Source organism: Pseudomonas sp. 20-5 (assembly GCF_056782835.1).
Window position 1 is genome coordinate 5,223,071 of sequence record NZ_CM165584.1, and the last position, 25,956, is coordinate 5,249,026.

The window sequence follows — 25,956 nt, forward strand, 5'->3', positions numbered from 1 at the left end:
TTGCGAAAAGGGTTAGAAATTCAGAGGCTTGTTGAAGCAGCTCCAGTAGTCGGCCAGGTAGCTCTGGTTCGAGCAACCCGCCCCACTCTCGGCCTCTGCCCTGAGCGGACGATCGGTGAACTGCCCCACCCGCTTGGCGCTGGCGTCCTCCGCCGGACCCGCGGCGGTAGCCGGCAGCAGGTTAGGATCGCTGACGTCCATGCCCAGAGCGTAGGCGCGCAGGAACGGGTTTTCGAGGAACGGGTTTTCCAGCGTGGTGGTGCGGTAGACCGCATCCCCGGGAGTATCCGGATCGCGCCCCTTCTGCAGTTCGCGCAAGTCGGAGAGCGCTGCCAGTTGCCCCAGGTCGCCCGGCGTGACCGGCAGCGGCAGGATGCTCAGCAGGTTGCCCTGGTAGTTGAGCTGGTAGTTGCCGCTGGTGAGGGCAAGCCCACCCTGGAGGATGTCGTACTGGCCTACGGCTTCGCCGCCCACCCGACCGAGCCCGCCGGCGAGCACCTGACCGGCGCTATCGCCATTCTTCAGGCCGGAAACCTGATAGGTCAGCGCCGGGTCGGCGGTGCCGACCTGCTTGCTCTTGGCATCGGCGAATACGTTGAGCAGCGCCTTGGTGATGGTCAGGTCATTACCCTGGTAGGCCAGGTCATAGTTGCCACTGGTCAGCACCAGGCCGCCCTGGTTGATGCCATACACACCCACGTTCTCGCCTGCGTCGCGGTTCAGCCCGCCGGTCAGGATCGAGCCGGCGCTGTCACCGTTCTTCAGGCCGCTGACCTGGTAGGTCAGGCTCGGGTCAGCGTCGCCATAGACCTTGGTCTTGCCGTCGGCGATCACATTGAGCAGCGCCTTGGTGATGGTCAGGTTGTTGCCCTGGTAAGCCAGGTCATAGTTACCGCTGACCAGGCCCAGTCCACCCTGGTTGATGCCGTACACGCCGACATTCTCGCCAGCCACGCGGCTCAGGCTGCCACTGTTGAGCACCGCGCCAGCGGTATCGCCGTTCTTCAGGCCACTGACCTGGTAGGTCAGGCTCGGATCGGCATCGCCGTAGACCTTGGTCTTGCCGTCGGCGATCACATTCAACAGTGCCTTGGTGATGGTCAGGTTGTTGCCCTGGTAGCTCAGATCGTAGTTGCCGCTGTTCAATGCCAGGTCGCCCTGGTTGATGCCATACACACCCACGTTCTCGCCTGCGGCGCGGTTCAGCCCGCCGGTCAGGATCGAACCGGCGGTATCACCGTTCTTCAGGCCGCTGACCTGATAGGTCAGGCTCGGGTCAGCGTCGCCATAGACCTTGGTCTTGGCATCGGCGATCACATTGAGCAGTGCCTTGGTGATGGTCAGGTTATTGCCCTGGTAGCTCAGGTCGTAGTTACCGCTGTTCAATGCCAGGTCGCCCTGGTTGATGCCATACACACCCACGTTCTCGCCTGCGGCGCGGTTCAACCCACCGGTCAGGATCGAACCGGCGGTATCGCCGTTCTTCAGGCCACTGACCTGGTAGGTCAGGCTCGGATCGGCATCGCCGTAGACCTTGGTCTTGGCGTCGGCGATCACATTGAGCAGTGCCTTGGTGATGGTCAGGTTATTGCCCTGGTAGCTCAGGTCGTAGTTACCGCTGTTCAATGCCAGGTCGCCCTGGTTGATGCCATACACACCCACGTTCTCGCCTGCGGCGCGGTTCAACCCACCGGTCAGGATCGAACCGGCGCTGTCACCGTTCTTCAGGCCGCTGACCTGGTAGGTCAGGCTCGGATCGGCATCGCCGTAGACCTTGGTCTTGGCGTCGGCGATCACATTCAGCAGCGCCTTGGTGATGGTCAGGTTGTTGCCTTGGTAGCTCAGGTCGTAGTTACCGCTGACCAGGCCCAGTCCACCCTGTTTGATGCCGTACACGCCGACGTTCTCGCCAGCCACGCGGCTCAGGCTGCCGCCGTTGAGGACGGCACCGGCGGTATCGCCGTTCTTCAGGCCGCTGACCTGGAAGGTCAGGCTCGGGTCGGCATCGCCGTAGACCTTGGTCTTGGCATCAGCGATCACATTCAGCAGTGCCTTGGTGATGGTCAGGTTATTGCCCTGGTAGCTCAGGTCGTAGTTACCGCTGTTCAATGCCAGGTCGCCCTGATTGATGCCGTACACGCCGACGTTCTCGCCTGCGGCGCGGCTCAGGCTGCCGCCGTTGAGGACGGCACCGGCGGTATCGCCGTTCTTCAGGCCGCTGACCTGGAAGGTCAGGCTCGGGTCGGCATCGCCGTAGACCTTGGTCTTGGCGTCGGCGATCACATTGAGCAGCGCCTTGGTGATGGTCAGGTTATTGCCCTGATAGCTCAGGTCGTAGTTACCGCTGTTCAATGCCAGGTCGCCCTGGTTGATGCCGTACACGCCGACATTCTCGCCAGCCACGCGGCTCAGGCTGCCGCCGTTGAGCACCGCGCCAGCGGTATCGCCATTCTTCAGGCCGCTGACCTGGTAGGTCAGGCTCGGATCGGCATCGCCGTAGACCTTGGTCTTGGCGTCGGCGATCACATTCAGCAGCGCCTTGGTGATGGTCAGGTTATTGCCTTGGTAGCTCAGGTCGTAGTTCGCGCTGACCAGGCCCAGTCCACCCTGGTTGATGCCGTACACGCCGACATTCTCGCCAGCCACGCGGCTCAGGCTGCCGCCGTTGAGCACCGCGCCAGCGGTATCACCGTTCTTCAGGCCGCTGACCTGGTAGGTCAGGCTCGGATCGGCATCGCCATAGACCTTGGTCTTGGCATCAGCGATCACATTCAGCAGTGCCTTGGTGATGGTCAGGTTGTTGCCCTGGTAGCTCAGATCGTAGTTGCCGCTGTTCAATGCCAGGTCGCCCTGGTTGATGCCATACACACCCACGTTCTCGCCTGCGGCGCGGTTCAACCCACCGGTCAGGATCGAACCGGCGCTGTCACCGTTCTTCAGGCCGCTGACCTGGTAGGTCAGGCTCGGATCGGCATCGCCGTAGACCTTGGTCTTGGCGTCGGCGATCACATTCAGCAGCGCCTTGGTGATGGTCAGGTTGTTGCCCTGGTAAGCCAGGTCATAGTTACCGCTGACCAGACCCAGGCCACCCTGCTGAATCGCATAGTTGCCTACGTTTTCGCCGGAGACACGAACCAGGCCGCCGCCATTGAGCACCGCGCCAGCGGTATCGCCATTCTTCAGGCCGCTGACCTGGTAGGTCAGGCTCGGGTCGGCATCGCCATAGACCTTGGTCTTGGCATCGGCGATCACATTGAGCAGTGCCTTGGTAATGGTCAGGTTATTGCCCTGGTAGCTCAGGTCGTAGTTACCGCTGTTCAATGCCAGGTCGCCCTGGTTGATGCCGTACACGCCGACATTCTCGCCAGCCACGCGGCTCAGGCTGCCACCGTTGAGCACCGCGCCAGCGGTATCACCGTTCTTCAGGCCGCTGACCTGATAGGTCAGGCTCGGGTCAGCGTCGCCATAGACCTTGGTCTTGGCATCGGCGATCACATTGAGCAGTGCCTTGGTGATGGTCAGGTTATTGCCCTGGTAGTTCAGGGTGTAATTGCTGCTGACCAGGCCCAGTCCACCCTGGTTGATGCCGTACACGCCGACGTTCTCGCCAGCCACGCGGCTCAGGCTGCCGCCATTGAGCACGGCACCGGCGGTATCGCCGCGCTTGAGACCGGAGACCTGGTAGGTCAGCGCCGGATCCAGGTCGCCGTAGACCTTGGTCTTGGCATCGGCGATCACGTTCAGTTGTGCCGGGGTGATGCGCAGGTCGTTGCCGACGTAGCTGAGGGTGTAATTGGCCGTGTTGAGGCCCAGCCCGCCCTGGAGTATCCCGTAGTTGCCGACGTTCTCCCCGGCCACCCGGCCGAGGTTGCCGCTCAGCACGCCAGCGGCGGTATCGCTGTTCTTCAGGCCACTGACCTGGTAGGTAAGGGTCGGATCGGCGTCGCCATAGACCTTGGTCTTGGCGTCGGCGCTGACGATCAATTGCGCCGGCGTGACGGTCAGCTTGCCGTCCTGGCGCACCAGTTGGTAACGCTGGCTGAAATACTCGCTGCCATTGGCGTTACCGGTGATCGCGTACTGCCCGACGTTCGACGCCTGGGTCGCCGTGGTGCTGGCGGTCGCCTGGTAGAGGTCGTTGAACTGGCTGTTGACGTAGGCGTCGATGGCGTTGATGCCGGACATCGTGGCCGTCAGAGTCGGATTCACATCACCGTAGACGCGGGTAGCGTCATTGGCGGTCAGGGTGGCGGTCTGCTGGCGGGAAAGGATGTCGCCGGCAGTGGTGGTGGTCTTGAACATCTCCACCTGGGCGCGCTCGGCGAAGCTGTTGAACGCTCCCTCGCGCATGAACAGGTCCAGGCGGGTATCGACGCGGCTGGTCTTGCCGCCGAGGCCGAAGATCAGTTCCTCGGTCAGGCCGGTGCCGACGTCGTACTGCAGCTCGTCGGTCACGCCGATCACGCCGCCGAAGCCCTTGACGCCCCAACTGGTGCCCCAGTTTCCGGTCCAGGTGGTGACGCTGCCGTTGCCGGCGGCGACGGTGAACCCGCTGGGCGCACCGCCGTTCGGGGTGGCGGTGACGTTGCTGCCGTTGACCTGGTAGCGCAGGTTGGTCACCAGGTAGTCCGACGAGTCGTTGGTCGGGAAACTGGCGGAACCGCTGACCCGCCGATAGGGCAGCGCGGTGAACACCAGGCGGTCGAACTCGCTGTTGCCGTCGGCGGTCAGCGTGTAGTTGCCGGTGGTGCCGACGCTGTTGGCCTCGAGAATCCGCGTGCCGACGCTGGAGACGATGTTCTGCGCGGTGCCGGTCATGCTCTGGTTGATGAACGGATCGAACACCGTGCCGCTCGTGGTCACGCCGGTGGCGTTGCTCTGCCGGTACTTGAGCGTACCGTTGAAGGTCTGCAGCGCCAGGTTGCCGGCGTAGTTGTCCCAGGAAGCCAGGTCGATGCTACCGGCACGGCCGGCGAGGTTGGCGGCGATCAGCGCGGTACCGGCCTGCTGGCTGATCTTGCCGGCGGTGCTGGTCTGCATCCACAGGGTGCCGCTGCCCAGGTCGACGATGCCGCTGGTCTGCGGCGTGCCGCCGCTGAGGAAGTTGATGTTGCCGCCGGCGCGGATTGCCAGGCTGCCGTTGCGGAACAGGATCGGCGCAGAGATATCCACCGCACCGGCAGGTCCGGTGGCGATCAGCTCCAGGCCGCGACTGGCGCCGCCCAGGTTGCTGGTGATCAGCGGCGCTTCCACCGACAGCCGGTCGCTGGCGCTGAGGGTCACCTTGCCGCCTGCCAGCGCACCGGTAACCACCGAGGCATTCACCGTCGCATCGCCGCTGGCGCCGTTGGCGCCCCCCACCGAACCTGAGGTGCCGCCGGATGCGACGATGCGCAGGGTGGTCGGGTCGAGCAGCCAGGTGCCACCGTTGCCGTAGGGTGCGGCGACGCTGACGTAGGCGCTGTCGGCGATGCTCAGGTTGACCTTGCCGGAGGTCTCCACCAGGCCGCCGTTGCCGCCCTGGGCGCCGCCGCGCGCGAGGATCCGCCCGTCCATGCGGGTATTGCCGTCGGACCAGACCACCGCCAGGCCGCCATTGCCCTTGCCGGTAGCCGAGACGTCGATGCTGGCGCCCTTGGCCAGCGTAGCGTTCTTCGCTCGTGGCAGCTCGCCGCGGCCCTGGAAGTCGCCGCCGATGCGCACGCTGCCGCCCTGTGCGGCGCCGCGGGCGTCGATGCTGGCGGTGCTCGCCAGGGCCACCTGCTGCCCGCTGACCAGCACGTCGCCGCCGCTCTTCGGACCGCTGACGTCGATCTTGCCGGCGACCTGGATGTCCCCGGACTTGCTTACCAGCGCCACGCTGCCCTCGCGCACCTCGGTACCGCGGGCGAGGATCACGCCGGACAGGTTGACCGCGTTGTCGACCACCCGGGAAGCCTGCTCGGCGGTGATCAGCACGCTACCGCCGTCGGCCTGGATCGCGCCGCCGTTGCTGACCAGCGCCTGGGCATCCTGCGGCTTGCGGGTAACCGGGTCGGTCACGGCGATGGACACCAGGCCATCGCCGTAGAGGTCGATGGTCGCGGCGTTGCCGGCGGCCATCGCCACGGTGCCGAGACGGGCGTTGATCACGCCGTTGTTGGCCACGGACGGCGCGACGAAGGCCGCCAGGCCTTTCTCCGCGACGCTGATGCTGCCGTCGTTGACGATCCGCGCGTCGGGGTTTCCGGGCTGGTCGAAGATCAGCTTGCCCTGGCGGAAGTGTTCGTCGCTGATGTTCGCCGTGGTGGTGATCAGGGAGCCCACGTCGACCTTGGCCGAGCCGCTGAATACCACGCCGTTGGAGTTGTAGATGATCACCTGGCCGGGCGCGGAGATGCGCCCGGCGATCACACTTTCCTGGCCTGCGGTGACCCGGTTCAGGGTCGACGAGGTCACGCCGGGCTGGTTGAAGCGCACCGCCTCGTCGGCGGAGACGTCGAAGCCCTTCCAGTTGATGATCGCGCGCTGGGTGCTCTGGTCGATCAGCGTGGTCTTGCCCTGCTGGCTGATCTTGATCTCGTTGGGGTTGAACTGGGCACCGGTAGGTGCCGCCATGGCCGCGTTGATGCTGGCGATGGCGAACATGAGGGTGCTGCTGGCGGCAAGGACGAAACGCCCTTCCCTACCAGCTTTCGAAGAGGTGCGCTTGCCGCGCTGGCTATCCGGACGGACCATGAAAATCTCCCTATCTGCGTGGCGCACGTCAGTTTTCCAGCACTGCATTTCGTCAGTTAAATGACGAAAATCTGAGAAGCAATTCACATTGCGCCTTGTGTGCCAAAAAAATGCCTTTCAGATCAAAAATTGTCCACTTGAAAGGGCGACCGTTCGTCGGAGTGACTCAAAAATGACACTACAGAGGTTAAATATGTAATACCGTCAAAAAACCGACAATACTTTCTGGATAATCACTGTCAAGAAAACCGGAAGACCTCCCTGGCACGCGGGTTTGCTAGGCTAGGCAGCCCCCGTCCGCTGCCGCCAAGGAACCGTCCATGAGCCATGCCCTGCGCGCCGTTTTCCTCGACCATGCCTCCCTCGACCTCGGCGATCTGGACATGCGCCCCCTGCACGCCGCCTTCGACGAGCTGCAACTGCATGCCGCCAGCCAACCGCAGGAAGTCGCCGCGCGGCTGCACGGTGCGCGGGTCGCGATCAGCAACAAGGCGCCGATCGACGCGCAATGCATCGCCGCCTGCCCAGAGCTGGAACTGATCCTGGTCAGCGCTACCGGCACCAACAACATCGATCTCGCTGCCGCTCGCGAGCGCGGTATCGTCGTCGCCAACTGCCATGGCTACGGCACGCCCTCGGTAGCCCAGCACACCCTCGCGCTGCTGCTGGCCCTGGCTACGCGCCTGCCGGACTACCAGCAGGCGGTACGCGGCGGCCGCTGGCAGCAATCCAGCCAGTTCTGCCTGCTGGACTTCCCCATCGTCGAACTGGAAGGCAAGACCCTCGGCCTGCTCGGCCATGGCGAACTGGGCGGGGCGGTGGCGAGGCTGGCGGAGGCGTTCGGCATGCGTGTGCTGCTCGGTCAGTTGCCAGGACGGCCCGCCCGGGCGGACCGCCTGCCGCTTGGCGAACTCCTGCCACGGGTCGACGCCCTGACCCTGCACTGCCCGCTGACCGAGGACACCCGCGGGATGCTCGGCGCCGCCGAACTGGCGCTGATGAAGCCTGGCGCCTTCCTGGTCAATACCGCCCGTGGCGGCCTGGTCGACGAACAGGCGCTGGCCGACGCCCTGCGCGGCGGCCACCTGGGCGGCGCCGCCACCGACGTGCTCAGCGTCGAGCCGCCGAGAAACGGCAATCCGCTGCTGGCCCCCGACATCCCGCGCCTGATCGTCACCCCCCATAACGCCTGGGGCAGTCGCGAGGCGCGGCAGCGCATCGTCGGCCAACTGGCGGAAAACGCAGAGGCATGGAAGGCCGGGCGCGCCCTGCGGGTAGTCAACGCCGGCTGATACGGCGCTGCGGGCACCGCGCACGGATGAACGGCGATCCTCGCCGACAATCCATGCGGGTATGCCAGGCCCAAGCCTGTTAAGATTTCCCATTTTTTCCGGAGCCCGCATGGACCCTCGCAGTGAAGTGCTGCTGCGCCAGCGCCACCTCTTCGCGACCCCGCTGCTGCTGGCCGGCCTGCCCGCCGACGACCTGCTCGCCGAGCTACCGCAGGCCCAGGGCTGGAGCTGGCACGCCGGCGAGCAGGCGCAGTTGGACGCCCGCTTCCCCGACCGTAGCCGTTTCGACACGCGCGCGCCGACCGGCGCCTGGACTTCGGCCGTTCTGTTCCTGCCCAAGTCCCGCGAACTGACCGACTACCTGCTGGCCAGCCTGGCCGCCCGCCTGCCCGGCGGCGAACTCTTCCTGGTCGGCGAAAAGCGCGGCGGGATCGAGCGCGCGAGCAAGCAGTTGGCCGCCTACGGCAAGCCCCGCAAACTGGATAGCGCGCGGCATTGCCAGCTCTGGCAGGTGCGTATCGAACAGGCGCCGGCTGAGCCCGACCTGCACGCCCTGGCCCAGCGCTACAGCCTGCCGCTGGCCGATGGCGAGCTGCAGGTGGTGAGCCTGCCGGGGGTGTTCAGCCATGGCCGCCTGGATCGCGGCAGCGCGCTGCTGCTGGGGCAACTGCAAGCCCTGCCCGGCGGCCATCTGCTGGACTTCGGCTGCGGTGCCGGGATACTCGGGGCGGTCCTCAAGCGTCGCTACCCCGCCAGTCGCCTGAGCCTGCTCGACGTCGACGCCTTCGCTGTCGAGAGCAGCCGACTGACCCTCGCCGCCAACGGCCTGGACGGCGAAGTGATCGCCGCCGACGGCATCGACGGCGCGCCGCGCGAACTCGCCGCGATCGTCAGCAACCCGCCCTTCCACCAGGGCGTGCACACCGACTACCAGGCCTCCGAGCGCCTGCTGCAACGCGCCGCCGAGCACCTGGCGCCGGGCGGCGAACTGCGCCTGGTCGCCAACAGCTTCCTGAAGTACCCGCCATTGATCGAACGCCACCTCGGCCCCTGCCGGACACTCGCCGAAGGCGACGGTTTCCGCATCTACTCCGCCCGTCGCTCCTGATTTCTGCCTGGAACCCTGTGAATGAAGCTTTTCCTCTCCCTGCCCGCACGCCCGCAGCCAGACCCTTCCGTGGCCACCCGCCGGGAGGCCGCCGATGACTGACCTGAACGCCAGCCAGGGCCAGCAATTGCGGCGGGTGCTCAAGCCGCGCCACCTGAACATGATCGCCATCGGCGGCTCCATCGGCACCGGGCTGTTCGTCGCCTCCGGGGCCACAGTGGCCACCGCCGGGCCCGGCGGTGCGCTGCTTTCCTACGCACTGATCGGGCTGATGGTGTACTTCCTCATGACCAGTCTCGGCGAGATGGCCGCCTACATGCCCGTTTCCGGCTCGTTCTGCACCTATGGCAGCCGGTTCGTCGAAGATGGCTTCGGTTTCGCCCTCGGCTGGAACTACTGGTACAACTGGGCGGTGACCATCGCCGCGGAGCTGGTGGCAGCGCAACTGGTGATGAGTTTCTGGTTCCCCGAGGTGCCGGGCATCTACTGGAGCGCGATCTTCCTGGGCATCATGTTCGGCCTCAACGTGATTTCCGCGCGCGGCTTCGGCGAGAGCGAATTCTGGTTCGCCCTGATCAAGGTAGTCACGGTGGTGATCTTCATCGGCGTCGGCCTGGCGACCATCTTCGGCATCATGCATGGCGTAGAGTCGCCCGGCTTCAGCAACTTCACCATGGGCGACGCGCCCTTCGTCGGCGGCTTCCAGGCGATGGTCGGGGTGGCGATGATCGCCGGCTTCTCGTTCCAGGGCACCGAACTGATCGGCATCGCCGCCGGTGAATCGGAAAATCCGCGGAAGAACATCCCGATCGCCATTCGCCAGGTGTTCTGGCGCATCCTGATGTTCTACATCCTGGCGATCTTCGTGATCGGCATGCTGATTCCCTACACCGACCCGAACCTGCTGAAGAACGATGCCAGCGACATCAGCGTGTCGCCCTTCACCCTGCTCTTCGAGCGCGCCGGCTTCGCCGCGGCGGCCGGGGTGATGAACGCGGTGATCCTCTCGGCGATCCTCTCCGCCGGCAACTCCGGCATGTACGCCTCGACCCGGATGCTCTACAACCTCGCCCTCGAGGGCAAGGCACCGCGCCTGTTCTCCCGCGTCTCGCGCAGCGGCGTGCCACGCAACGCGCTGTACGCCACTACCCTGGTCGGCGCCCTGTGCTTCCTCACTTCGGCCTTCGGCGACAGCACCGTCTACACATGGCTGCTGAACACCTCGGGCATGTGCGGCTTCATCGCCTGGCTGGGCATCGCCATCTCCCACTATCGCTTCCGCAAGGGTTACCTGGCCCAGGGCGGCCGCCTGGAAGACCTGCCCTACCGGGCCAAGCTGTTCCCCTTCGGGCCGCTGTTCGCCTTCGCCCTGTGCATGGTCATCACCCTCGGGCAGAACTACCAGGCGCTGGTGGGCGAGCGCATCGACTGGATCGGCCTCCTCGCCACCTATATCAGCCTGCCGCTGTTCCTGGCGATCTGGCTGGGATACCGCTGGAAGAAGCGCGCACGCTTCGTTCGCTACCACGAAATGGACGTCAGCCCGACCAATACCTGACTCACCCTGCCGCCCAGCGATTCCTCGCGGATCGCTGCGGATGCCGGCACGTTTCCTTGCGATCAGGCTCCCTCGCCGCCCTCCCGGACGAAAGTTTCCGTCCCGGGCTTGCCCAAGCCGCCCGGCTTGGGCAGAATGCGCCCCGTCCTAGGGGAGTAGTCTCCCGCGAGCGCCGCACCGGCCTCGCCCGGCACGCGTCAACACACTTGGTCCGCAGACCATGGCGCGCGCGACCCAAGCCTGCCCAGACAGGCCAAGGGTTTGACAAGACCTATGACACGCACGATCTGACCCGGGGCGGGCAGATGGCGCGTGTCATGGTGATTGGTCGACCCGCCCCTTAGGAAGCCTGATGGAATCGCTGTTCGTCCCTACCCTCATCGTTGCCCTCGCGGAAATCGGCGACAAGACCCAGTTGCTGGCACTCCTGCTCGCGGCGCGTTTCCGCAAGCCGTGGCCGATCATCGCCGGCATCGTCGCCGCCACCCTGGCCAACCATTTCGCTGCCGGCGCGGTGGGCGCCTGGGTCGCCAGCTTCTTCTCGGAAGCCACCCTCAGTTGGATCCTCGCCGCCTCCTTCATCGCCGTCGCCCTGTGGACGCTGGTACCGGACAAGCTCGACGACGAAGAGTCCGGACTGAAGAAATACGGCCCCTTCCTCACCACCCTGATCGCGTTCTTCCTCGCCGAGATGGGCGACAAGACCCAGGTCGCCACGGTCATGCTGGCCGCCCAGTATCCGCATTTCTGGCTGGTGGTGATCGGCACCACCCTGGGCATGCTGATCGCCAACGTACCGGTGGTACTGATCGGCAACCTGGCCGCCGACAAGCTGCCGCTGACCCTGATCCGCCGCCTGGCCGCGGCCGCCTTCGCCGCACTTGGCCTGTACGCCGCCTGGCACGCCGCGCAATTGACCGGCTGGCTCTGAAGGACTGCGCCGCCGGGCCCGGGATGGCTGGGCGGCCAATGCAAAATGCATGGGAACGGCTACAGTTCAGGCAGGCACCGGATGCCTGCCCCACCACTCGCCCTCGAGAGCCGGAGATGCCCTCACACGACCTGAAACGACTCGCCCGCCATCACATCGAGCTGTCCTGGAACAAGGGCCGCATGGCGTTGGTGGAGCAGTTGCACAGCAAGGATTTCCTCTACAAAAGCTCGTTCATCGGCCGTCCCCTGGATACCGCCGGCTATATCCGCCTGCTGCAGGACATCCGCACGGCGATGCCGGACCTGGAGGTCGTGGTCGAAGACTGCATCGGCGAGGAACGCAAGGTGTTCACCTGGAGCACGCTGATCGGCACCATCGTCCGGCCGACCCTGGGCTATCCGGCCAGCGACAAGGTGCTGAGCATTTCCGCGATGGGCTTCTGGGTGTTCAACCCGCAGGGCCAGTTGCAGGAGCTGTGCACCATGTTCGACATGGAGAGCTTTCGCGCCCAGCTGGGACTGCAGACCCGACCCTTCGCGGAAAAAACGCTGCCCTAGCCAACCGTCCTAGGCATTGAAATAGCCGTTGTCGCGGAACCAGTCGATGGCGCGCAGCAGGGTGTCGTCGAGGGCGGTGGTGGAGAAGAAGCCGAGTTCCTCGCGGGCCTTGCGTCCATCGAGGAACTGCCCGCCAGCCATCACCTCGATGGCGGTTTCGTCGAGCAGCGGCAACTGGCCGCTGACCCGGTAGCGCAAGCGGCCCAGGGTGGCCAGCGCGCGAGCCATGGCCATCGACATCGGCTGCGGCGCAGGCTGGCCGAGCAGCTCGGCGATGCGCCGGGTCAGGTCGGCCATTTCCAGGTTGTGCCCGGTCAGCAGGTAGCGCTCGCCGATACGCCCGCGCTCAAGGGCCATCAGCAGTCCGCGCCCGGCTTCGGCGGCATCGATGACGTTACGCTGGCCGGCGACGTAGTGGGTCATCTCGCCATTGCCGATGGCGGTGATCACGCGCCCGGTAGTCGGGCCGATGTCCAGTTCGCCGAGTACCATGCCGGGAATCCCGATCACCACCGGCAGGCCGTTGCGCGCCTGCTCCCGGGCCTGCTCGTCGAGCGCCCATTTGCACAGCACGTAGGAACTCTTGCCGCTCGGCAGGCTGTCGTAGAACAACCCTTCGTGGCCCGGTAGTCCCTGGGGATGGCGGGGCATGGCATATGCCGAACCGACATAGAGGATGCGCGGCACCCTGGCCTGCAGGCAGGCGGCATAGAACGGGTTGGTCTGGCCCAGCGCGCTGGCCACTTCCTCCTGCCAGCGGCGCGGCCGCGAAGGATAGTAGCCGGCGCTGAAGATCACCCCGTCGAGGCCGCGCAGGGCGCGTTCCAGGCCGGCGTGGTCGAGCATCTCGGCGACCCGGCACTCGGGCTCCAGATAGGCGAGACGCTGGATCTGCGAAGAAGGACGGTGGATCAGCACCAGATCGTGACCGGCGGCCCTGATGGCGCGCGCGGCGTGATGTCCCAGCAGGCCGGTGGCTCCGAGTACGGCGTATTTCACATGAGCTCCAGGGCGTGAGAGTGGCTGTTCGTCCACGGGTCCCGCAAGCGGGTCGGCCAGCAGTCTAGGCCGAACACCGGCGAGATACCAAACAGCAGGTTACGGAAATACACAACAGGCGTTTCCGATGGTAAGCCTGTCGGCGCGCCGGCCGCCCCCCGCGACCGCGCGCCCTGGCCTCACTTGCCGCGCCTGGCCTGCTGGTACAGCGGCATCACCTTGGGAATCGCGGCCTGGAGATTGGCCATCCGCGAACTGTCGGAGGGGTGGGTGCTGGTGAACTCGGGCTGGCTGGCGCCGCCGCTGGCCCTGCCCATCTTCTGCCAGAGGGTGATCGCCGCTTCCGGGTTGTAGCCGGCGCGGGCGGCCAGCTCGAGACCGATCAGGTCGGCTTCGTTCTCGTTGGCACGACTGTTGGGCAGGGTCATCAGGTAGTCGACGCCGGTATTGGCCAGTTGCAGGCTTTCCTGGCCGAGGCCGGCCAGGGCGCCGATCTGGCTGGCCACCTGCACGCCGTAGGCCTTGGACATGGCCTCGCGCCCATGCTCGCGCAGGGCGTGGGCGATCTCGTGGCCCATCACCGCGGCTATCTCGTCGTCGGTGAGCTTCAGCTTGTCGATCAGCCCGGTGTAGAAAATGATCTTGCCGCCGGGACCGCAGTTGGCATTGAGCTCGTCGCTCTTCACCACATTGACTTCCCAGTTCCAGCCGGTGGCGTCCGGGCGGAAGGCGGCGGTCTGCGGGATCAGCCGCTGGGCGATCGCCTTGACTCGCCGCGCGTCGGCGCTGCTGGTATCGAGCACGCCGGCGCTTTTCGCCTCGCCGAGAGTCTTCTGGTACGACTGTGCGTACATCTGGTCGACTTCCTGGCTGGACAACATGCTGAACATGTATTGCTTGCGGTCGACGCCGACGGCGCCGCCACTGGTGGTGTTCACTGCCTGGCAACCGGCGAGCAGCAGCGCGCCGGCGAGGGTGGCGAATCGGAAGGGATGAGCCATGGTCCTTTGTTCTCCTCTGAAGGCCGAGCGCATGGTAGGCCGCGCCTCGAACGCCGGCAACAGCCGTTGGCGAGGAAATCTCCGACGGCCGATTAAGGATTTGCCGTCCTCCTGCCGATAAGCTCCTCAGAGACAATTCCAACAAGGGTCAGAAGTCCCATCATGAAGCTCAAGTCGATCCAGTTTTCTGTCGCCGCCCTCGCCGGCGCCAGCGTTCTAAGCGTCGTCGTGGTGCTGGTGCTGTACGCCCTGTTCGCCGGCGCGCGAACGCAGGAGCTGGTGCAGCAACGCACCCAGGGCCTGTTGGAGAAGGTCATCAACGAGCGCCTGGTGGCCCTGGCCCGCGCCCAGGTCAGCCAGATCCAGCGCGAGCTGGAGTATCCGCTGACGGTGGTCCACGGCCTGGCCAACAGCACCCGCCTGCTCGGCGAGCCGGGCGCCGACGGCATGCCGCAGCTGAACGCCAGCCGCGACGAAATCTCCGCGCTGCTGCGCAGCACCGTGCAGAACAACCCCAAGCTGCTCGACACCTTCATGGCCTGGGAACCCAATGCCTTCGATACCGATGCCGCCTTCGCCGGGCAACCCGGCAAGGGCTACGGCCCGGACGGCCGCTACCTGCCCTGGTGGTATCGCGGCGCCGACGGCAAGCCGATCGTGGAGGCCATGGCCGACAGCATCGATAGCGAAAAGCTGCTGCCCACCGGGGTGCGCGAGAACGAGTTCTATGCCTGTCCGAAAGAGAACAAGCGTCCCTGCATCATCGACCCGGCCCCTTACGAAATGGGCGGCAAGACCGTGATGATGTCGTCCTTCAACGTGCCGATCATGGTCGGTGACCAGTTCCGCGGCGCAGTCGGTGCCGACCTCTCGCTGGCCTTCATCCAGGACCTGCTCAAGCGCGCCGACCAGCAGCTCTACGATGGCGCCGGGGAAATGGCGCTGATCGCCAGCAACGGCCGCCTGGTGGCCTACACCCGCGACGACAGCAAGCTCGGCGAGCCCGCCGGCAGCGTCCTCGACGGCAACGAAGTGGACAACCTGAAGAACCTCACGGTCGACCAGCCGCTCTACGACATCGACGCCGAGCACGGCCACATCGAGCTGTTCCTGCCTTTCACCATCGCCGACAGCGGCGTGCGCTGGACCCTCATGCTGCAGATTCCCCAGGCGGCGGTATTCGGCGAACTGCAGCAACTCCAGGGCGAGCTGAGCGACCAGCGCCAGCAGGATATCCTCGGCATGAGCCTGGCCGGCCTGGTGGTAGCGGCCCTCGGCCTGCTGGTGGTCTGGCTGGTCGGCTACGGCATCGCCCGGCCGCTGCGCCAATTGGTCGGCATGCTCGACGACATCGCCCAGGGCGAAGGCGACCTCACCCGCCGCCTGAGCAGCGAGCGCGCCGACGAGCTGGGCTCCATCGCCAAGGGCTTCAATACCTTCCTTGGCAAACTGCAGAACATGATCGGCCAGGTGGTGCAATCGGTGCAGAAGGTCAGCGACTCCTCGGAGCACACCGCCGACATCGCCATCCGCACCAACCAGGGCGTGCAGCAGCAACTGGCGGAGATCGAACTGGTGGCCACCGCGGTCCACGAGATGACCGCCACCGCCCAGGACGTGGCGCGCAACGCCACCCACGCCGCCGAGGCAGCCAACCACGCGGACCAGGCCGCGCACCAGGGCAAGCAGATCGTCGAAAGCAGCTCGGCGGCGATCCAGGCCCTGGCCAGCGAGATTGGCCGCGCGGTCGGAGTGGTGCAGAACCTGGCCAAGGACAGCGAAAACATCAACGCGATCCTGGTGGCGATCCGCGGTATCGCCGAGCAGACCAACCTGCTCGCCCTCAACGCCGCCATCGAGGCCGCCCGCGCCGGCGAGCAGGGTCGCGGTTTCGCGGTGGTGGCCGACGAGGTACGCAACCTGGCGCAGAAGACCCAGCAGGCCACCGAAGAAATCCAGAGCATGATCCAGCAGTTGCAGCAGGGCACCCGCGACGTGGTGAAGGTCATGCAGGACAGCCAGGAGCGCACCGACGACAGCGTGCGCCATGCGCGCCAAGCGGCCGAGGCGCTGGAGTCGATCACCCAGGCGGTATCGGTGATCAACGACATGAACACCCAGATCGCCAGCGCCGCCGAGGAGCAGAGCGCGGTGGCCGAGGACATCAACCGCAACGTCGCCAACATCGGCCAGGTCGCCAACCAGGTGGCCGGCGGCGCCGACGAGGCCTCACAGGCCAGCGCCGAGCTGACCCGCCTGGCCGAGCAGCAGCGGCGCCTGGTGAATCAGTTCAGGGTCTAGCGTCAGGCCGGGGTCAGGCACTCCGGCCCGTCGGTTTCAGGCTTGTTGACGAAGCCGGCCAGGGCCACGCTGCGCAGGTTCGGCTGGGGCTTGGCGAGCAGGCTTATCAGCGCCGGCAGCGGCGTGTCCGGAGCCAGCCAGGTATCCTGCTCGGCCTCGTCGAGCAGCAGCGGCCGGCGGAACTCGGCGGCCGCCTGGGATACCTGGGCCACGCTGAGCCAGGTTTGTCCATGCACCGGATAGGCCTCCCAGATGCCGGCGAAGAACAACAGGCGCTCGCCGGTGGAGACCCAGTACGGACGCTTGCGCACCCCGCGCCATTCATAGAAGCCGTTGGCCGGCAGCAGGCAGCGGCGCTGCTGGAACGCCTCGCGGAACATCGGTTGCTCGGCGAGGGTTTCCGCCCGTGCGTGGCTGGGCGTACGCGACAGGTCGGTGAGCCAGGCCGGGGTCAGCCCCCAGCGCGCCATGTCGGCGCGGCGCGCACCGGCGTCCTCGCGAACCATCAGCACCTGGTTCGCCGGAGAAATGTTCCACTGCGCCCGCCAATCCGCCGGAAAGCCCGGCAGGGCCGCCAGCGACGGATTCCAGCGGAACAGGGCGTAACGACCACTCATGCTTGGCACTGCCTGGTGAGGGAAAGCCGCACAGTGTAACCCGAAGCGCCACACTGGCCTTGCCGAACGCAAGCTGAATGAAACCCAATCTTAACTTGACGCGCCTATCCTCCAGGCTTAAGGTGCCGCCCGCATTCTGTAACCCACACAGGAGTCCTGCATTGGACAACAGCCCTAGTCGATTGCGACAGGTCCATCCGGCGAGCTAGTCCAGCAGAACCCTCTGCCACTGCCTCGCCGAACATGGCGGACAGTGGCGATCCGCATCCCGTCCGGGATGACGCATCCCCATTTTCCCTTCGTGTCCCTTCCCTCGCGCCAACCGCGCAGCGGGAAGCCGCGGTCCTGCGCAATCCATCGTCCCTTATCCGCGCGGACCGACGGCCCGCGCCAGCTCCGGCCGTCGGCCGGCAACGAGGTGAAACATGGATTGGAAAGTATTTCTCCTGCGCGTCGCGGTCGCGCTGGCCCTGGGCGCCCTGATCGGCGCCGAACGCCAGCTGCGCCAACGCCTCACCGGCCTGCGCACCAACGCGCTGGTCAGCACTGGCGCCTGCCTGTTCGTGCTGATGACCCAGGGCGTGCCCGGCCTGGCCGGCGACGCTTCACGGATCGCCGCCTATGTAGTCTCCGGGATCGGCTTCCTCGGCGGCGGCGTGATCATGCGCGACGGCCTCAACGTGCGCGGCCTGAACACCGCAGCCACCCTCTGGTGCACCGCCGCCATCGGCGTCCTGTGCAGCATGGGCCTGCTGCTGGAGGCCACGCTCGGCAGCCTGGTGGTGCTCTGCGCCAACATCCTGTTGCGCGACATCGCCCAACGCCTGAACCGCCAGGACGTGTTGCCGGCCAGCGAGGCCGAGCAACGCTACGAAGTGCAGATCGTCTGCCGCGCCGAGGACGAGATCCAGGTTCGCAGCCTGATGCTGCACAGCCTCGGCAGCAGCGACCTGCGCCTGCAATCGCTGCACAGCGAGGATCTGGACAACCCGGCCAAGCTGGAAGTCCGCGCCGAACTGCTCGGCACCCCCGAAGCTCCGGCGCAGCTGGAACGCCTGGTCAGCCGGGTCAGCCTGGAGAAAGGCGTCAGCTCGGTGCGCTGGCAGGTCTTCGAACTGGCGGCCGACTGAGCGGCGGCCGCCTCAACACAACAGGCTGCCGGGGCCGCAGGGCTCCGGCGGCTCCTCGGCCAACGGGGCGGCGGCGTTGTAGGCGAGGATCAGTTCTCGCGCCCGCTCCGTCTGCTCGTCCGCCACCAACAACGCCAGCAGTCCGCCAGGCGGCAGTTCGCCGATGGCGCCGACCAGGTGGCGGCCGCTGACATGGGCGGCGATCCCTTCGCTGGCGAGCATTCCCACCAGCATCTCGGCCTCCAGCAGGTCGGCCGGCTCATATACGCGCTGCATCAGTCATCCTCCCGGCGGACGTTCAGTGACCAGTCCTGCCCATCGGTGCGCAGGTCGAACAGGATCGGCCGGCAGCACACCGGGCAGTCCTCGTAGTACTGCTGGTCGCCGGCGCTCAGGTCGAGCAGCGCCTCGGCCGGTTCCCCGCAGTAAGGGCAGCTATAGGCCTGGCTTTCGAGCATCGCTGCACCCCCTATGAGTTCCGTTTATAATCGCGCGGTTCAATTTTCGGCCACCCCCTTGGGCGGCCTTCGCAGCATCCATATGGAACCAGAAAGCATGATGGGCGAGTTCGAAGCCATCCGACCCTACAGTGACGCCGAAGTCCCCGCGGTATTGCAACGCCTCCTGAGCGACGACGCCTTCCTCGGCGCCCTGGTCCGCTACCGCTTCCCGCGCCTGGCCGGTCCCCTCGGTTGGCTGCTCAAACCTCTTATAGCCCATCGCCTGGCCCGCGAGGTCACCGGCATCCGCAGCGTCGCCACGCTGCAGGACAAGTTCGAGCCCTACGTCGACCACACCATCGAGAAGGCCACCGATGGCGTCACCTACTCCGGGGTCAATCGCCTCAAGCCAGGCTGCGCCTACCTGTTCATCGCCAACCACCGCGATATCGTGATGGACCCGGCCTTCGTCAACTACGCCGTGTACCACGCCGGCCTGCCGACCCCGCGCATCGCCATCGGCGACAACCTGCTGCAGAAATCCTTCGTCAGCGACCTGATGCGCCTGAACAAGAGCTTCATCGTGCACCGTTCGCTGAGCGGCCGGCGCGAGAAGCTCGCCGCCTACCAGACGCTCTCCGCCTACATCAACCACTCGATCCGCGAGGACCGCCAGTCGGTGTGGATCGCCCAGGCCGAAGGGCGGGCCAAGGACGGCGACGACCGTACCGACTCGGCGATCCTCAAGATGTTCCACATGAGCCGCAAGGACGAACCCTTCGCCGAAATGGTGCGCGCCCTGCATTTCATCCCGGTGTCGATCAGCTACGAATACGACCCCTGCGACCTGGCCAAGGCCCGCGAGTTGCACACCCGCGCCAGCACCGGCGAGTACCGCAAGGCGCCGGGCGAGGACGATGCCAGCATCGCCCTGGGCATCACCGGCTACAAGGGCCGCGTGCACATCAACTTCGGCGCCGAGCTGGAGGGCGAGTTCAGCGACGCCAAGCAGCTGGCCGCCGAACTGGACCGGCAGATCCTCGGCAACTACCGTCTGTTCCCGGTGCACTACCTGGCCTACGAGATGAGCGAGAACCGCGACCCGGGCCTCGCCGTCCCCACGGCCGAGAGCCTGTTCGGCAGCGAGGAGCTGGAGAAGGCGCGCAAGGAATGGAACCGCCGCCTGGAGCAATGCCCGGCCGAGCAGCGCCCCTGGCTGGTGCTGCAATACGCCAACCCGGTGCTCAACCAATACCGGATCAAGCAGCAATCCTGAAGACGAAAGCCCGGCGCCGCCGGGCTTCTCCATCGGGCAACGGCTTCGAACCCGCAGGCGATGGACGGATAACCGCGATACGCTTATCCGCGTGCGGTTCGGCTCGCCGAGGCAGGGCTCTCAGAGCCGCGTGCTGGCCCAGCTGACCAGCAGCGCCAGGCCCAGGCAGGCGGTGCCGAATCGGTAGAAGAACAGGTTGATCCGCAGGGTCGCCTCGTCCATCGGCAATGCCGCCTCCCCCGCCTCGCCCTCCGCGGCCCAGCGCGCCAGGGCGCGACGCTCGCGTGCGCGGGTGGCCAGCAGCAGCCAGGCGCCGGCGACACCGAAGAACAGCGCAAGGCCGTTCACGGCCTGCGCGGGATGGGCGAGGAACAGCGCCCACAAGGCTTGCAAGGACATCGATAACCTCCGCAACAGGACCACACGCCGGGGCTACCGAATAACGCCTTGGGTGAGCTGATGACAGGACGGACCGTCGGGGACGGCGGGGAAGGACTGGTCGAATTCTATCCAGAATGCATGAGCGACGGCCAGCGGCACCCGGGTTGTCGCGACGAAGCGCAGCGGTTAGCAGCAATCCGTCTAAAAAAGGCGCGGCCTCGCCAGAGTGACCGACTAGTCTGAAAGTGCTTTTCCGGTCACAGAACCCCACCCAGGCAAACGACAACACAGGAGAGTCGTCATGCTGGAAACCGCACCCCACGAACATAACTATCTGATCGACCACCTGGACGAGATCGAGGCCGTGATCGTCGATCTTTCCTTCAATGTCCAGGACGACCGCTGGCTGGTGTACTGCACCGCCTGCGGCCATGAACACCTCGACCTGCCTGAGACCGACGAACGCATCAGCATCGGCGAGCCGGACCCGTTCCACCAGGCCGCCTGAGTTTCCCGAGCGCATGAAAAAGCCCGGCATCCGCCGGGCTTTCTCGTTACCGCCGGCTCATTGCTGGCCGAGGGTCTGAGCGATGGTCGGGTCCTTGAACACGCGGGTCAGGGCGTCGCTGAGCACCTCGCTGACCAGCTTGCTGTTGGTCGCCTGGTTCGGCGCCATGCCGAAGCGCTGGTTCAGCGAGGCGCCATAGCGACCGGTGTAGCGCCGGCTGCTGTTCTGCACGTCGGCGCGGAAGGTCGCGGTGATGTCGGCCTGGGTGACGTAGACGCCGTCCTTCGGCGACTGGTACTTCAGCTCGGCCAGGGTCAGGGTCAGTTGCGGCGCGTTGTAGGCGTTGGCCGAAGGCGTGTAGCCGAGCAGGCGCACGGCCGTCTCGGCCTGGGCCTGGAGCTTGGGCACCACGTCCTCGCTACGGACGGTCAGGGTGCTGGTATCGGCGTAGAGGCCGCCGCGAGTGCCCAGGGACGGGCCGGGACGGCCATCGACCACCTTGACCACCACCGGCTGGCCATGGCCGACTGCGGTCAACGGTCCTTTAAGGACCGGTTGCGGGTCCAGTTGTTGCGGGCTCAGGGCGCAGCCGCCGAGAACCAGGGCGCTTGCGGTCATCAGGCTGAGCAACAGGCGATGCAGCATGCTCATCTCTCCATGGGTTGGGCACGAATGGCCGGCAGTATAACGGCGCCGCGAAGGCACCGCAGCATTGCCTTGGACGTTCGCCACGGGGCGCGGTTCCTCGCCTGTGGCAGGTGGCGCAGGGCACGCATGCCCGGCGTTTGGCAGATACGGCGCGGCGGATTGTCCCAGGGGGCTTTCGCCGGCGGGCACTTCGTGACCGGGAATGGGAAAAAAGTCTAAGGAGCGGGGTATTTTTTGATTTTCACCGTTATAATCGCCCCCCGATTATAAGGACGCCTCCTGATCGGGTTCCGGCCCCCGCGCCATCCCCCCACAGAGAGCCGCCAGTAGAGCGCTGCCCCATGAGGCAGACGCCCTGAAACGCCTGTAGCGAGTTTTTCGGCAAGGAATGCCGCATGACCCCGCACGATTCTGCGAAGGCATGCCCGCGACAGACGAGCCCTTCCGGCCCATGTCTCCAAAAGAGCGTGGATCGAAGGTATTTCACTACTTCACGAGAGTGTGGCGAGCAATGAAGAGTTTTGCGTCGGTAAGTGCGCCATTAGCGCTTGAAACAGCCCCCCGCAGACGCGACCGCAGCGGATACCTCATGACCAGAGCCTGACGGCCCGTTCCGTCGCGAATGTGCTTGCACGACCGGATGCCCGCATGGGCCAGCCAGGCTGCCAGATCGCCAGCCCCGCGCCCGGCATCCATAGGCGATGACGCCCGGCGTCCCGCCGTTGTTGCGAAGAATCGGACATGACGGCTCCCTCCGCCGCTGCCTGCCGGCCCGTACCGGCCTCGGCCCCGCCCCGTCTGTCGTCAATTTGGTGCTGAAGATTTTGGAGAAGCGTTAATGGCGCAAAACGATCACGAAACAGTCGACATGCTGCTGGTAGGCGCCGGCATCATGAGCGCGACCCTGGCGGTCCTGCTCAAGGAACTCGACCCCAACCTGAAGATGGAAGTCGTCGAACTCCAGGAGTCCGGCGCGATCGAAAGCTCCAACCCGTGGAACAACGCGGGCACCGGCCACGCCGGCCTGTGCGAGCTGAACTACACCCCCCAGTCGGCCGACGGCAGCATCGACATCAAGAAAGCCGTGGGCATCAACACCATGTTCGAGGTGTCGAAGCAGTTCTGGTCGCACCTGGTCGCCAAGGGCACCTTCGGCTCGCCGAAGACCTTCATCAACCCGGTACCGCATCTGAGCTTCGTGCGCGGCAGCGAAGGCATCGCCTACCTGAAGAAGCGCTTCGAATCGCTGACGAAGCACCACGCTTTCGAGACCATGGTCTACTCCGAGGACAAGGCCACCCTCGCCGAGTGGATGCCGCTGATGATGCCGGGTCGTCCGGCCGACGAAGCGATCGCCGCGACCCGCGTCGAGGGCGGTACCGACGTCAACTTCGGCGCCCTGACCAACCAGCTCCTGCAACACCTGGCGCAACAGCCGGGCGCGCAGATCCGCTACAACCAGAAGGTCACCCACCTGCGCCGCGCCGATAACGGCTGGCGGGTCACCGTCAAGGACACCCGCAACGGCGGCGACCGCGAGATCCAGGCACGCTTCGTCTTCCTCGGCGCCGGCGGCGGCGCCCTGCCGCTCCTGCAACTTTCCGGCATCCCGGAAGGCAAGGGCTTCGGTGGTTTCCCGGTGAGCGGCCAGTGGCTGCGCTGCGACAACCCGGAAATCGTCAAGCAGCACCAGGCCAAGGTCTACAGCCAGGCCGAGGTCGGCTCGCCGCCGATGTCCGTGCCGCACCTGGACACCCGCGTGGTGGACGGCAAGAAATCCCTGCTGTTCGGCCCCTATGCCGGTTTCTCCACCAAGTTCCTGCGCCATGGCTCGTTCCTCGACCTGCCGCTGTCGGTACGCCCGGGCAACATCCTGCCGATGCTCTCGGTGGCCCGCGACAACATGGACCTGACCCGCTACCTGATCGGCCAGGTCATGCAGTCGCCGGAACAGCGCCTGGAAGCCCTGCGCAAGTTCTACCCCGAAGCCAGGGCCGAGGACTGGCGCCTGGAAGTCGCCGGCCAGCGCGTGCAGATCATCAAGAAGGATCCGAAGAAAGGCGGCATCCTGCAGTTCGGCACCGAGCTGGTGGCCGCCCACGACGGCTCCATCGCCGCCCTGCTGGGCGCCTCGCCGGGCGCCTCGGTGACCGTCTCGATCATGCTCGGCCTGATCGAGCGCTGCTTCCCGGAGCAGGCCCGCTCGCCGGAGTGGAGCGCCAAACTGAAGGAAATCTTCCCGGCTCGCGAGAAAGAGCTGGAAAGCGACGCTGAGCTGTACCGCAGCGTCAGCAGCCGTTGCAGCGAGGTGCTGGAACTGACCGCGAAGAACGACGTGCAGGCCCCGGTCAACGCCGAGTGAGCCGCGCTACGGAACAAGCCGCCTTCGGGCGGCTTTTTCATTTGTGGAGTCAGGCGCCGGCCTCGCAATTGATCATCCAGGACACCCCGAAACGGTCCACCAGGGTACCGAAACAGGGCGACCAGAAGGTCTTGCCCAACTCCAGCTCGACCCGCCCGCCGTCCTCCAGCAAGGCGTCATAGCAGCGCCGCGCCTGCTGCGGGTCGCGGGTATTCAGTGAAAGGGAAATCCCGGAGATCGGCTGCAACGCCGGCCCGTGCCCGTCCGAGGCCATGATCTGGCTGTCGCCGATCTGCAGGTTGGCGTGCATCACCTTGTCGCACCAGCCTTCGGGCACCACCACCGGACCGGGCGCCTCGTCGAAACGGAACAGGAAACTCACCCTGGCACCGATGGCGTGTTCATAGAAACGCAGGGCCTCTTCGCAACGGCCGTTGAAGCAGACGTAGGGCTGGACGTACATGGGAACCTCGGCAGGCTGTTTTTCCTGTGAGTGTAGAAAAGCAACAGCCGACAGGCAGCCTCTCGCAGAGCGAATAACGCAGTCCTGGCCATTCGCCCTTCCCCGCCGCCCTGGCGATCCGCGACCGCGGCGGGGCCCGCGCGGCGTCTATCGACCCTTGCCACCACCAGCCGCCATTCGGACGCTGGCGTTCTCCGACGGGCGTGACTCGGCGGACCGCGCAACGAAAAAACCCGCCGAAGGGCGGGCTTTTCGCTGCATGGCCGGCTCAGGCGCCCTTGGCCGCCTGCAGCGCTTCGATGTAGGGCACGGCCTGGCGCTGGTCGGCGACCAGGGCGACGAAGTCGTTGCCCTTGGCGTCGCGCGCGTCGAGATCGTAGCCGGCCTCGCGGAAGAAGGTGAGGAAGCGCTCGAAGTCGTCGATGCGCAGACCGCGATAGGCCTTGATCAGCTTGTGCAGCGAGGGGGGGGTGTCGTCGGCCGGCTCGACGCCGAGGAACAGCTTGATCGACTCGTCACTGATCTCTTCGCCAATGATCTGTTTCTTGTCTTTGCGCATCGCTTTCTCTCAACGGCTCTGGGGCCGGGCTCGCCCGGCGCGGGATAAGGCCAGGCAGTTTACTCCCGGCGCGCGGCGAGGCTCAACGCGCGCGTACCGCGCCGGTGTGCAGGTCCGCCCAGACATGGCCGTTGGGATAGGCGAGGAACTGGCAATAGACCGTCTGGTTGCGCAGCAGGTCGAGCAACGCCGGGTACTGCGCCAACGGGTAGTTGAGCGTGAGGGTGCGGGTCCCGGCATCGTAGACCGGCTTCTTCAGGCTCTTGCCTTCGCTGTCGAACTGGATCAGCACCTGGGCCAGGGTCGCGCCCTTGCTCAGCGGTTTGCCCTTCAGGCGCAGCAGGGTCGGCGTGGTGATCGGGATCGGCTGCTGGTTGGACTGCCGCTGGTTGCCCAGCACCACGCTGTACTCGGTGATCTGGATCAGTTGCTGCTGCTCCGGCGCCTCCTGGCGCAACTGGCCGTCGTCGGGCGGCAGGAAGCGCGCGTGCATCGGGGGATTCTCGGCGGCCAGGCCGGCCAGACTGACGAACAGGAGCAGGGAGCCGCACAGGCTACGGGCGAACATCGGGACCTCCGGACAGGGCGAGCCGGCACTCTAGCATGGCTGCCGACCCGCCGCCGAAGCGCTCAGGCGAACTGGGCGCGCATCCAGTCCCGGTAGGCCGGCGCATCGGCGCTGCCTTCGGCAGGCGCCCAACTGGCGAACTCGCCTTCGCCGAGCGGGCGGTAAGGCCCGGCCTTGCATTCGAACAGGATGCTGTCCGGCTCCAGCACCACCAGGGCATGGAACACCCCGGGCGGCAGGTCGACACCGGGGCAGTCCCCAGCGGCGCTCAACTCGCGCTTGTCGAGGAGTTCCCCGTCCTCGGCGAAGACCAGCAGGCCGAGACGGCCCTTGAGCACGATCAGCGCCTCGGCCTTGCCCGCATCCAGGTGCCGGTGCGGCGGGATGTAGGTATTCGGCTGGAGGCCCACCGCCATGCGGTGGCAGGGCTCCTCCATGCGGTGGAAGTTGTGATGCTGGCGACCACGCGGCGCGTTACCCGCCCCGCTCGCCAGTTCGGCGAACAATTGCTGGTCGAGGTAGCGCGGTCCGGCCATC

22 protein-coding genes and 1 riboswitch are annotated in these 25,956 nt (G+C 66.0%); of the genes, 10 read left to right on the forward strand and 12 right to left on the reverse strand.

All coding sequences use genetic code 11. The features are described from left to right. Nucleotides 1–12 precede the first annotated feature (12 nt). Nucleotides 13–6,717, reverse strand: a complete 6,705-nt coding sequence (locus tag AC1RB9_RS24085; protein WP_124123173.1) for an MBG domain-containing protein — start codon at nt 6,715–6,717, stop codon at nt 13–15. Between the two features lie 320 nt (nt 6,718–7,037). On the opposite strand from AC1RB9_RS24085, the gene AC1RB9_RS24090 reads away from it, so the two are divergent. From AC1RB9_RS24090 to AC1RB9_RS24110, 5 genes are all read left to right on the forward strand, one after another. Further along, a complete protein-coding gene (locus AC1RB9_RS24090) occupies nt 7,038–8,009 on the forward strand; it encodes a 2-hydroxyacid dehydrogenase (protein ID WP_003146034.1) in 972 nt (323 codons plus the stop codon). A 109-nt stretch (nt 8,010–8,118) separates the two neighbouring features. Continuing rightward, entirely contained in the window at nt 8,119–9,117 is a 999-nt protein-coding gene (locus tag AC1RB9_RS24095) for a class I SAM-dependent methyltransferase (RefSeq protein ID WP_003457048.1), read from the forward strand. A 94-nt stretch (nt 9,118–9,211) separates the two neighbouring features. Further along, nucleotides 9,212–10,675, forward strand: a complete 1,464-nt coding sequence (locus AC1RB9_RS24100; protein ID WP_003094922.1) for an amino acid permease — start codon at nt 9,212–9,214, stop codon at nt 10,673–10,675. A gap of 138 nt (nt 10,676–10,813) precedes the next feature. Beyond that, nucleotides 10,814–10,938: riboswitch (yybP-ykoY riboswitch) on the forward strand. 89 nt (nt 10,939–11,027) lie between these two features. Further along, nucleotides 11,028–11,606 carry a TMEM165/GDT1 family protein gene (locus AC1RB9_RS24105; protein WP_003094926.1) on the forward strand — a complete coding sequence of 193 codons (579 nt, stop codon included), beginning with the start codon at nt 11,028–11,030 and terminating at the stop codon, nt 11,604–11,606. 116 nt (nt 11,607–11,722) lie between these two features. Beyond that, nucleotides 11,723–12,166: a nuclear transport factor 2 family protein gene (locus AC1RB9_RS24110; RefSeq protein WP_003114708.1), complete on the forward strand. Its 444-nt coding sequence runs from the start codon at nt 11,723–11,725 to the stop codon at nt 12,164–12,166. Between the two features lie 9 nt (nt 12,167–12,175). Here AC1RB9_RS24110 and AC1RB9_RS24115 read toward each other — a convergent pair whose 3' ends face one another. Then, nucleotides 12,176–13,201: an NAD-dependent epimerase/dehydratase family protein gene (locus AC1RB9_RS24115; protein ID WP_003121034.1), complete on the reverse strand. Its 1,026-nt coding sequence runs from the start codon at nt 13,199–13,201 to the stop codon at nt 12,176–12,178. A gap of 143 nt (nt 13,202–13,344) precedes the next feature. After that, nucleotides 13,345–14,166: a M48 family metallopeptidase gene (locus AC1RB9_RS24120; RefSeq protein ID WP_003099360.1), complete on the reverse strand. Its 822-nt coding sequence runs from the start codon at nt 14,164–14,166 to the stop codon at nt 13,345–13,347. A 162-nt stretch (nt 14,167–14,328) separates the two neighbouring features. Here AC1RB9_RS24120 and AC1RB9_RS24125 point away from each other — a divergent pair, with 162 nt between their 5' ends. After that, the gene (locus AC1RB9_RS24125; protein ID WP_003099358.1) at nt 14,329–16,467 is read left to right on the forward strand and encodes a methyl-accepting chemotaxis protein; all 2,139 of its coding nucleotides are present in this window, start codon (nt 14,329–14,331) and stop codon (nt 16,465–16,467) included. Nucleotides 16,468–16,469: 2 nt separating this feature from the next. On the opposite strand, the gene AC1RB9_RS24130 is transcribed toward AC1RB9_RS24125, so the two are convergent. Further along, nucleotides 16,470–17,084: an SOS response-associated peptidase gene (locus tag AC1RB9_RS24130; protein WP_003123419.1), complete on the reverse strand. Its 615-nt coding sequence runs from the start codon at nt 17,082–17,084 to the stop codon at nt 16,470–16,472. 425 nt (nt 17,085–17,509) lie between these two features. Here AC1RB9_RS24130 and AC1RB9_RS24135 point away from each other — a divergent pair, with 425 nt between their 5' ends. Beyond that, complete coding sequence (locus tag AC1RB9_RS24135) at nt 17,510–18,214, forward strand: MgtC/SapB family protein (RefSeq protein ID WP_003457052.1); 705 nt, start codon at nt 17,510–17,512, stop codon at nt 18,212–18,214. A gap of 12 nt (nt 18,215–18,226) precedes the next feature. Here the strand turns inward: AC1RB9_RS24135 and AC1RB9_RS24140 are convergent, their stop codons facing one another. Together AC1RB9_RS24140 and AC1RB9_RS24145 are read right to left on the reverse strand one after the other, a co-directional pair. Beyond that, a complete protein-coding gene (locus tag AC1RB9_RS24140; RefSeq protein ID WP_003094943.1) occupies nt 18,227–18,490 on the reverse strand; it encodes a putative signal transducing protein in 264 nt (87 codons plus the stop codon). Beyond that, nucleotides 18,490–18,672, reverse strand: a complete 183-nt coding sequence (locus AC1RB9_RS24145) for a CPXCG motif-containing cysteine-rich protein (RefSeq protein WP_003094945.1) — start codon at nt 18,670–18,672, stop codon at nt 18,490–18,492. Before AC1RB9_RS24145 ends, AC1RB9_RS24140 begins: the two co-directional genes overlap by 1 nt. Before the next feature lie 97 nt (nt 18,673–18,769). Between AC1RB9_RS24145 and AC1RB9_RS24150 the strand changes: the two genes are divergently transcribed. After that, nucleotides 18,770–19,930 carry a 1-acyl-sn-glycerol-3-phosphate acyltransferase gene (locus AC1RB9_RS24150; RefSeq protein ID WP_003099351.1) on the forward strand — a complete coding sequence of 387 codons (1,161 nt, stop codon included), beginning with the start codon at nt 18,770–18,772 and terminating at the stop codon, nt 19,928–19,930. A gap of 120 nt (nt 19,931–20,050) precedes the next feature. On the opposite strand, the gene AC1RB9_RS24155 is transcribed toward AC1RB9_RS24150, so the two are convergent. After that, complete coding sequence (locus tag AC1RB9_RS24155; RefSeq protein WP_003114705.1) at nt 20,051–20,329, reverse strand: hypothetical protein; 279 nt, start codon at nt 20,327–20,329, stop codon at nt 20,051–20,053. A gap of 283 nt (nt 20,330–20,612) precedes the next feature. On the opposite strand from AC1RB9_RS24155, the gene AC1RB9_RS24160 reads away from it, so the two are divergent. Then, complete coding sequence (locus AC1RB9_RS24160) at nt 20,613–20,819, forward strand: hypothetical protein (RefSeq protein ID WP_003094951.1); 207 nt, start codon at nt 20,613–20,615, stop codon at nt 20,817–20,819. Nucleotides 20,820–20,876: 57 nt separating this feature from the next. Here the strand turns inward: AC1RB9_RS24160 and AC1RB9_RS24165 are convergent, their stop codons facing one another. Beyond that, on the reverse strand, nt 20,877–21,464 hold the full coding sequence (locus tag AC1RB9_RS24165; protein WP_003094953.1) for a YajG family lipoprotein: 588 nt from the start codon (nt 21,462–21,464) through the stop codon (nt 20,877–20,879). An 841-nt stretch (nt 21,465–22,305) separates the two neighbouring features. Between AC1RB9_RS24165 and mqo the strand changes: the two genes are divergently transcribed. Next, nucleotides 22,306–23,829, forward strand: a complete 1,524-nt coding sequence (gene mqo, locus AC1RB9_RS24170) for a malate dehydrogenase (quinone) (protein WP_003099345.1) — start codon at nt 22,306–22,308, stop codon at nt 23,827–23,829. Nucleotides 23,830–23,878: 49 nt separating this feature from the next. On the opposite strand, the gene AC1RB9_RS24175 is transcribed toward mqo, so the two are convergent. From AC1RB9_RS24175 to AC1RB9_RS24190, 4 genes are all read right to left on the reverse strand, one after another. Beyond that, nucleotides 23,879–24,292 (reverse strand): VOC family protein, encoded by a 414-nt coding sequence (locus AC1RB9_RS24175; protein WP_003094957.1) that lies wholly within the window; start codon nt 24,290–24,292, stop codon nt 23,879–23,881. A 268-nt stretch (nt 24,293–24,560) separates the two neighbouring features. Then, complete coding sequence (locus tag AC1RB9_RS24180) at nt 24,561–24,851, reverse strand: PA4642 family protein (RefSeq protein ID WP_003099343.1); 291 nt, start codon at nt 24,849–24,851, stop codon at nt 24,561–24,563. Nucleotides 24,852–24,933: 82 nt separating this feature from the next. Beyond that, the gene (locus AC1RB9_RS24185) at nt 24,934–25,419 is read right to left on the reverse strand and encodes a hypothetical protein (protein WP_003094962.1); all 486 of its coding nucleotides are present in this window, start codon (nt 25,417–25,419) and stop codon (nt 24,934–24,936) included. A gap of 62 nt (nt 25,420–25,481) precedes the next feature. Next, on the reverse strand, nt 25,482–25,955 hold the full coding sequence (locus AC1RB9_RS24190) for a WbuC family cupin fold metalloprotein (RefSeq protein WP_003094965.1): 474 nt from the start codon (nt 25,953–25,955) through the stop codon (nt 25,482–25,484). Nucleotide 25,956 lies beyond the last annotated feature (1 nt).

Excerpts from the sequence above, each read along its gene's own strand:
- AC1RB9_RS24085 (WP_124123173.1), bottom strand. The coding sequence starts at position 6,717 with ATGGTCCGTCCGGATAGCCAGCGCGGCAAGCGCACCTCTTCGAAAGCT.
- AC1RB9_RS24090 (WP_003146034.1), top strand. The coding sequence starts at position 7,038 with ATGAGCCATGCCCTGCGCGCCGTTTTCCTCGACCATGCCTCCCTCGAC.
- AC1RB9_RS24095 (WP_003457048.1), top strand. The coding sequence starts at position 8,119 with ATGGACCCTCGCAGTGAAGTGCTGCTGCGCCAGCGCCACCTCTTCGCG.
- AC1RB9_RS24100 (WP_003094922.1), top strand. The coding sequence starts at position 9,212 with ATGACTGACCTGAACGCCAGCCAGGGCCAGCAATTGCGGCGGGTGCTC.
- AC1RB9_RS24105 (WP_003094926.1), top strand. The coding sequence starts at position 11,028 with ATGGAATCGCTGTTCGTCCCTACCCTCATCGTTGCCCTCGCGGAAATC.
- AC1RB9_RS24110 (WP_003114708.1), top strand. The coding sequence starts at position 11,723 with ATGCCCTCACACGACCTGAAACGACTCGCCCGCCATCACATCGAGCTG.
- AC1RB9_RS24120 (WP_003099360.1), bottom strand. The coding sequence starts at position 14,166 with ATGGCTCATCCCTTCCGATTCGCCACCCTCGCCGGCGCGCTGCTGCTC.
- AC1RB9_RS24125 (WP_003099358.1), top strand. The coding sequence starts at position 14,329 with ATGAAGCTCAAGTCGATCCAGTTTTCTGTCGCCGCCCTCGCCGGCGCC.
- AC1RB9_RS24130 (WP_003123419.1), bottom strand. The coding sequence starts at position 17,084 with ATGAGTGGTCGTTACGCCCTGTTCCGCTGGAATCCGTCGCTGGCGGCC.
- AC1RB9_RS24135 (WP_003457052.1), top strand. The coding sequence starts at position 17,510 with ATGGATTGGAAAGTATTTCTCCTGCGCGTCGCGGTCGCGCTGGCCCTG.
- AC1RB9_RS24140 (WP_003094943.1), bottom strand. The coding sequence starts at position 18,490 with ATGCAGCGCGTATATGAGCCGGCCGACCTGCTGGAGGCCGAGATGCTG.
- AC1RB9_RS24145 (WP_003094945.1), bottom strand. The coding sequence starts at position 18,672 with ATGCTCGAAAGCCAGGCCTATAGCTGCCCTTACTGCGGGGAACCGGCC.
- AC1RB9_RS24150 (WP_003099351.1), top strand. The coding sequence starts at position 18,770 with ATGATGGGCGAGTTCGAAGCCATCCGACCCTACAGTGACGCCGAAGTC.
- AC1RB9_RS24155 (WP_003114705.1), bottom strand. The coding sequence starts at position 20,329 with ATGTCCTTGCAAGCCTTGTGGGCGCTGTTCCTCGCCCATCCCGCGCAG.
- AC1RB9_RS24160 (WP_003094951.1), top strand. The coding sequence starts at position 20,613 with ATGCTGGAAACCGCACCCCACGAACATAACTATCTGATCGACCACCTG.
- AC1RB9_RS24165 (WP_003094953.1), bottom strand. The coding sequence starts at position 21,464 with ATGCTGCATCGCCTGTTGCTCAGCCTGATGACCGCAAGCGCCCTGGTT.
- mqo (WP_003099345.1), top strand. The coding sequence starts at position 22,306 with ATGGCGCAAAACGATCACGAAACAGTCGACATGCTGCTGGTAGGCGCC.
- AC1RB9_RS24175 (WP_003094957.1), bottom strand. The coding sequence starts at position 24,292 with ATGTACGTCCAGCCCTACGTCTGCTTCAACGGCCGTTGCGAAGAGGCC.
- AC1RB9_RS24180 (WP_003099343.1), bottom strand. The coding sequence starts at position 24,851 with ATGCGCAAAGACAAGAAACAGATCATTGGCGAAGAGATCAGTGACGAG.
- AC1RB9_RS24185 (WP_003094962.1), bottom strand. The coding sequence starts at position 25,419 with ATGTTCGCCCGTAGCCTGTGCGGCTCCCTGCTCCTGTTCGTCAGTCTG.
- AC1RB9_RS24190 (WP_003094965.1), bottom strand. The coding sequence starts at position 25,955 with ATGGCCGGACCGCGCTACCTCGACCAGCAATTGTTCGCCGAACTGGCG.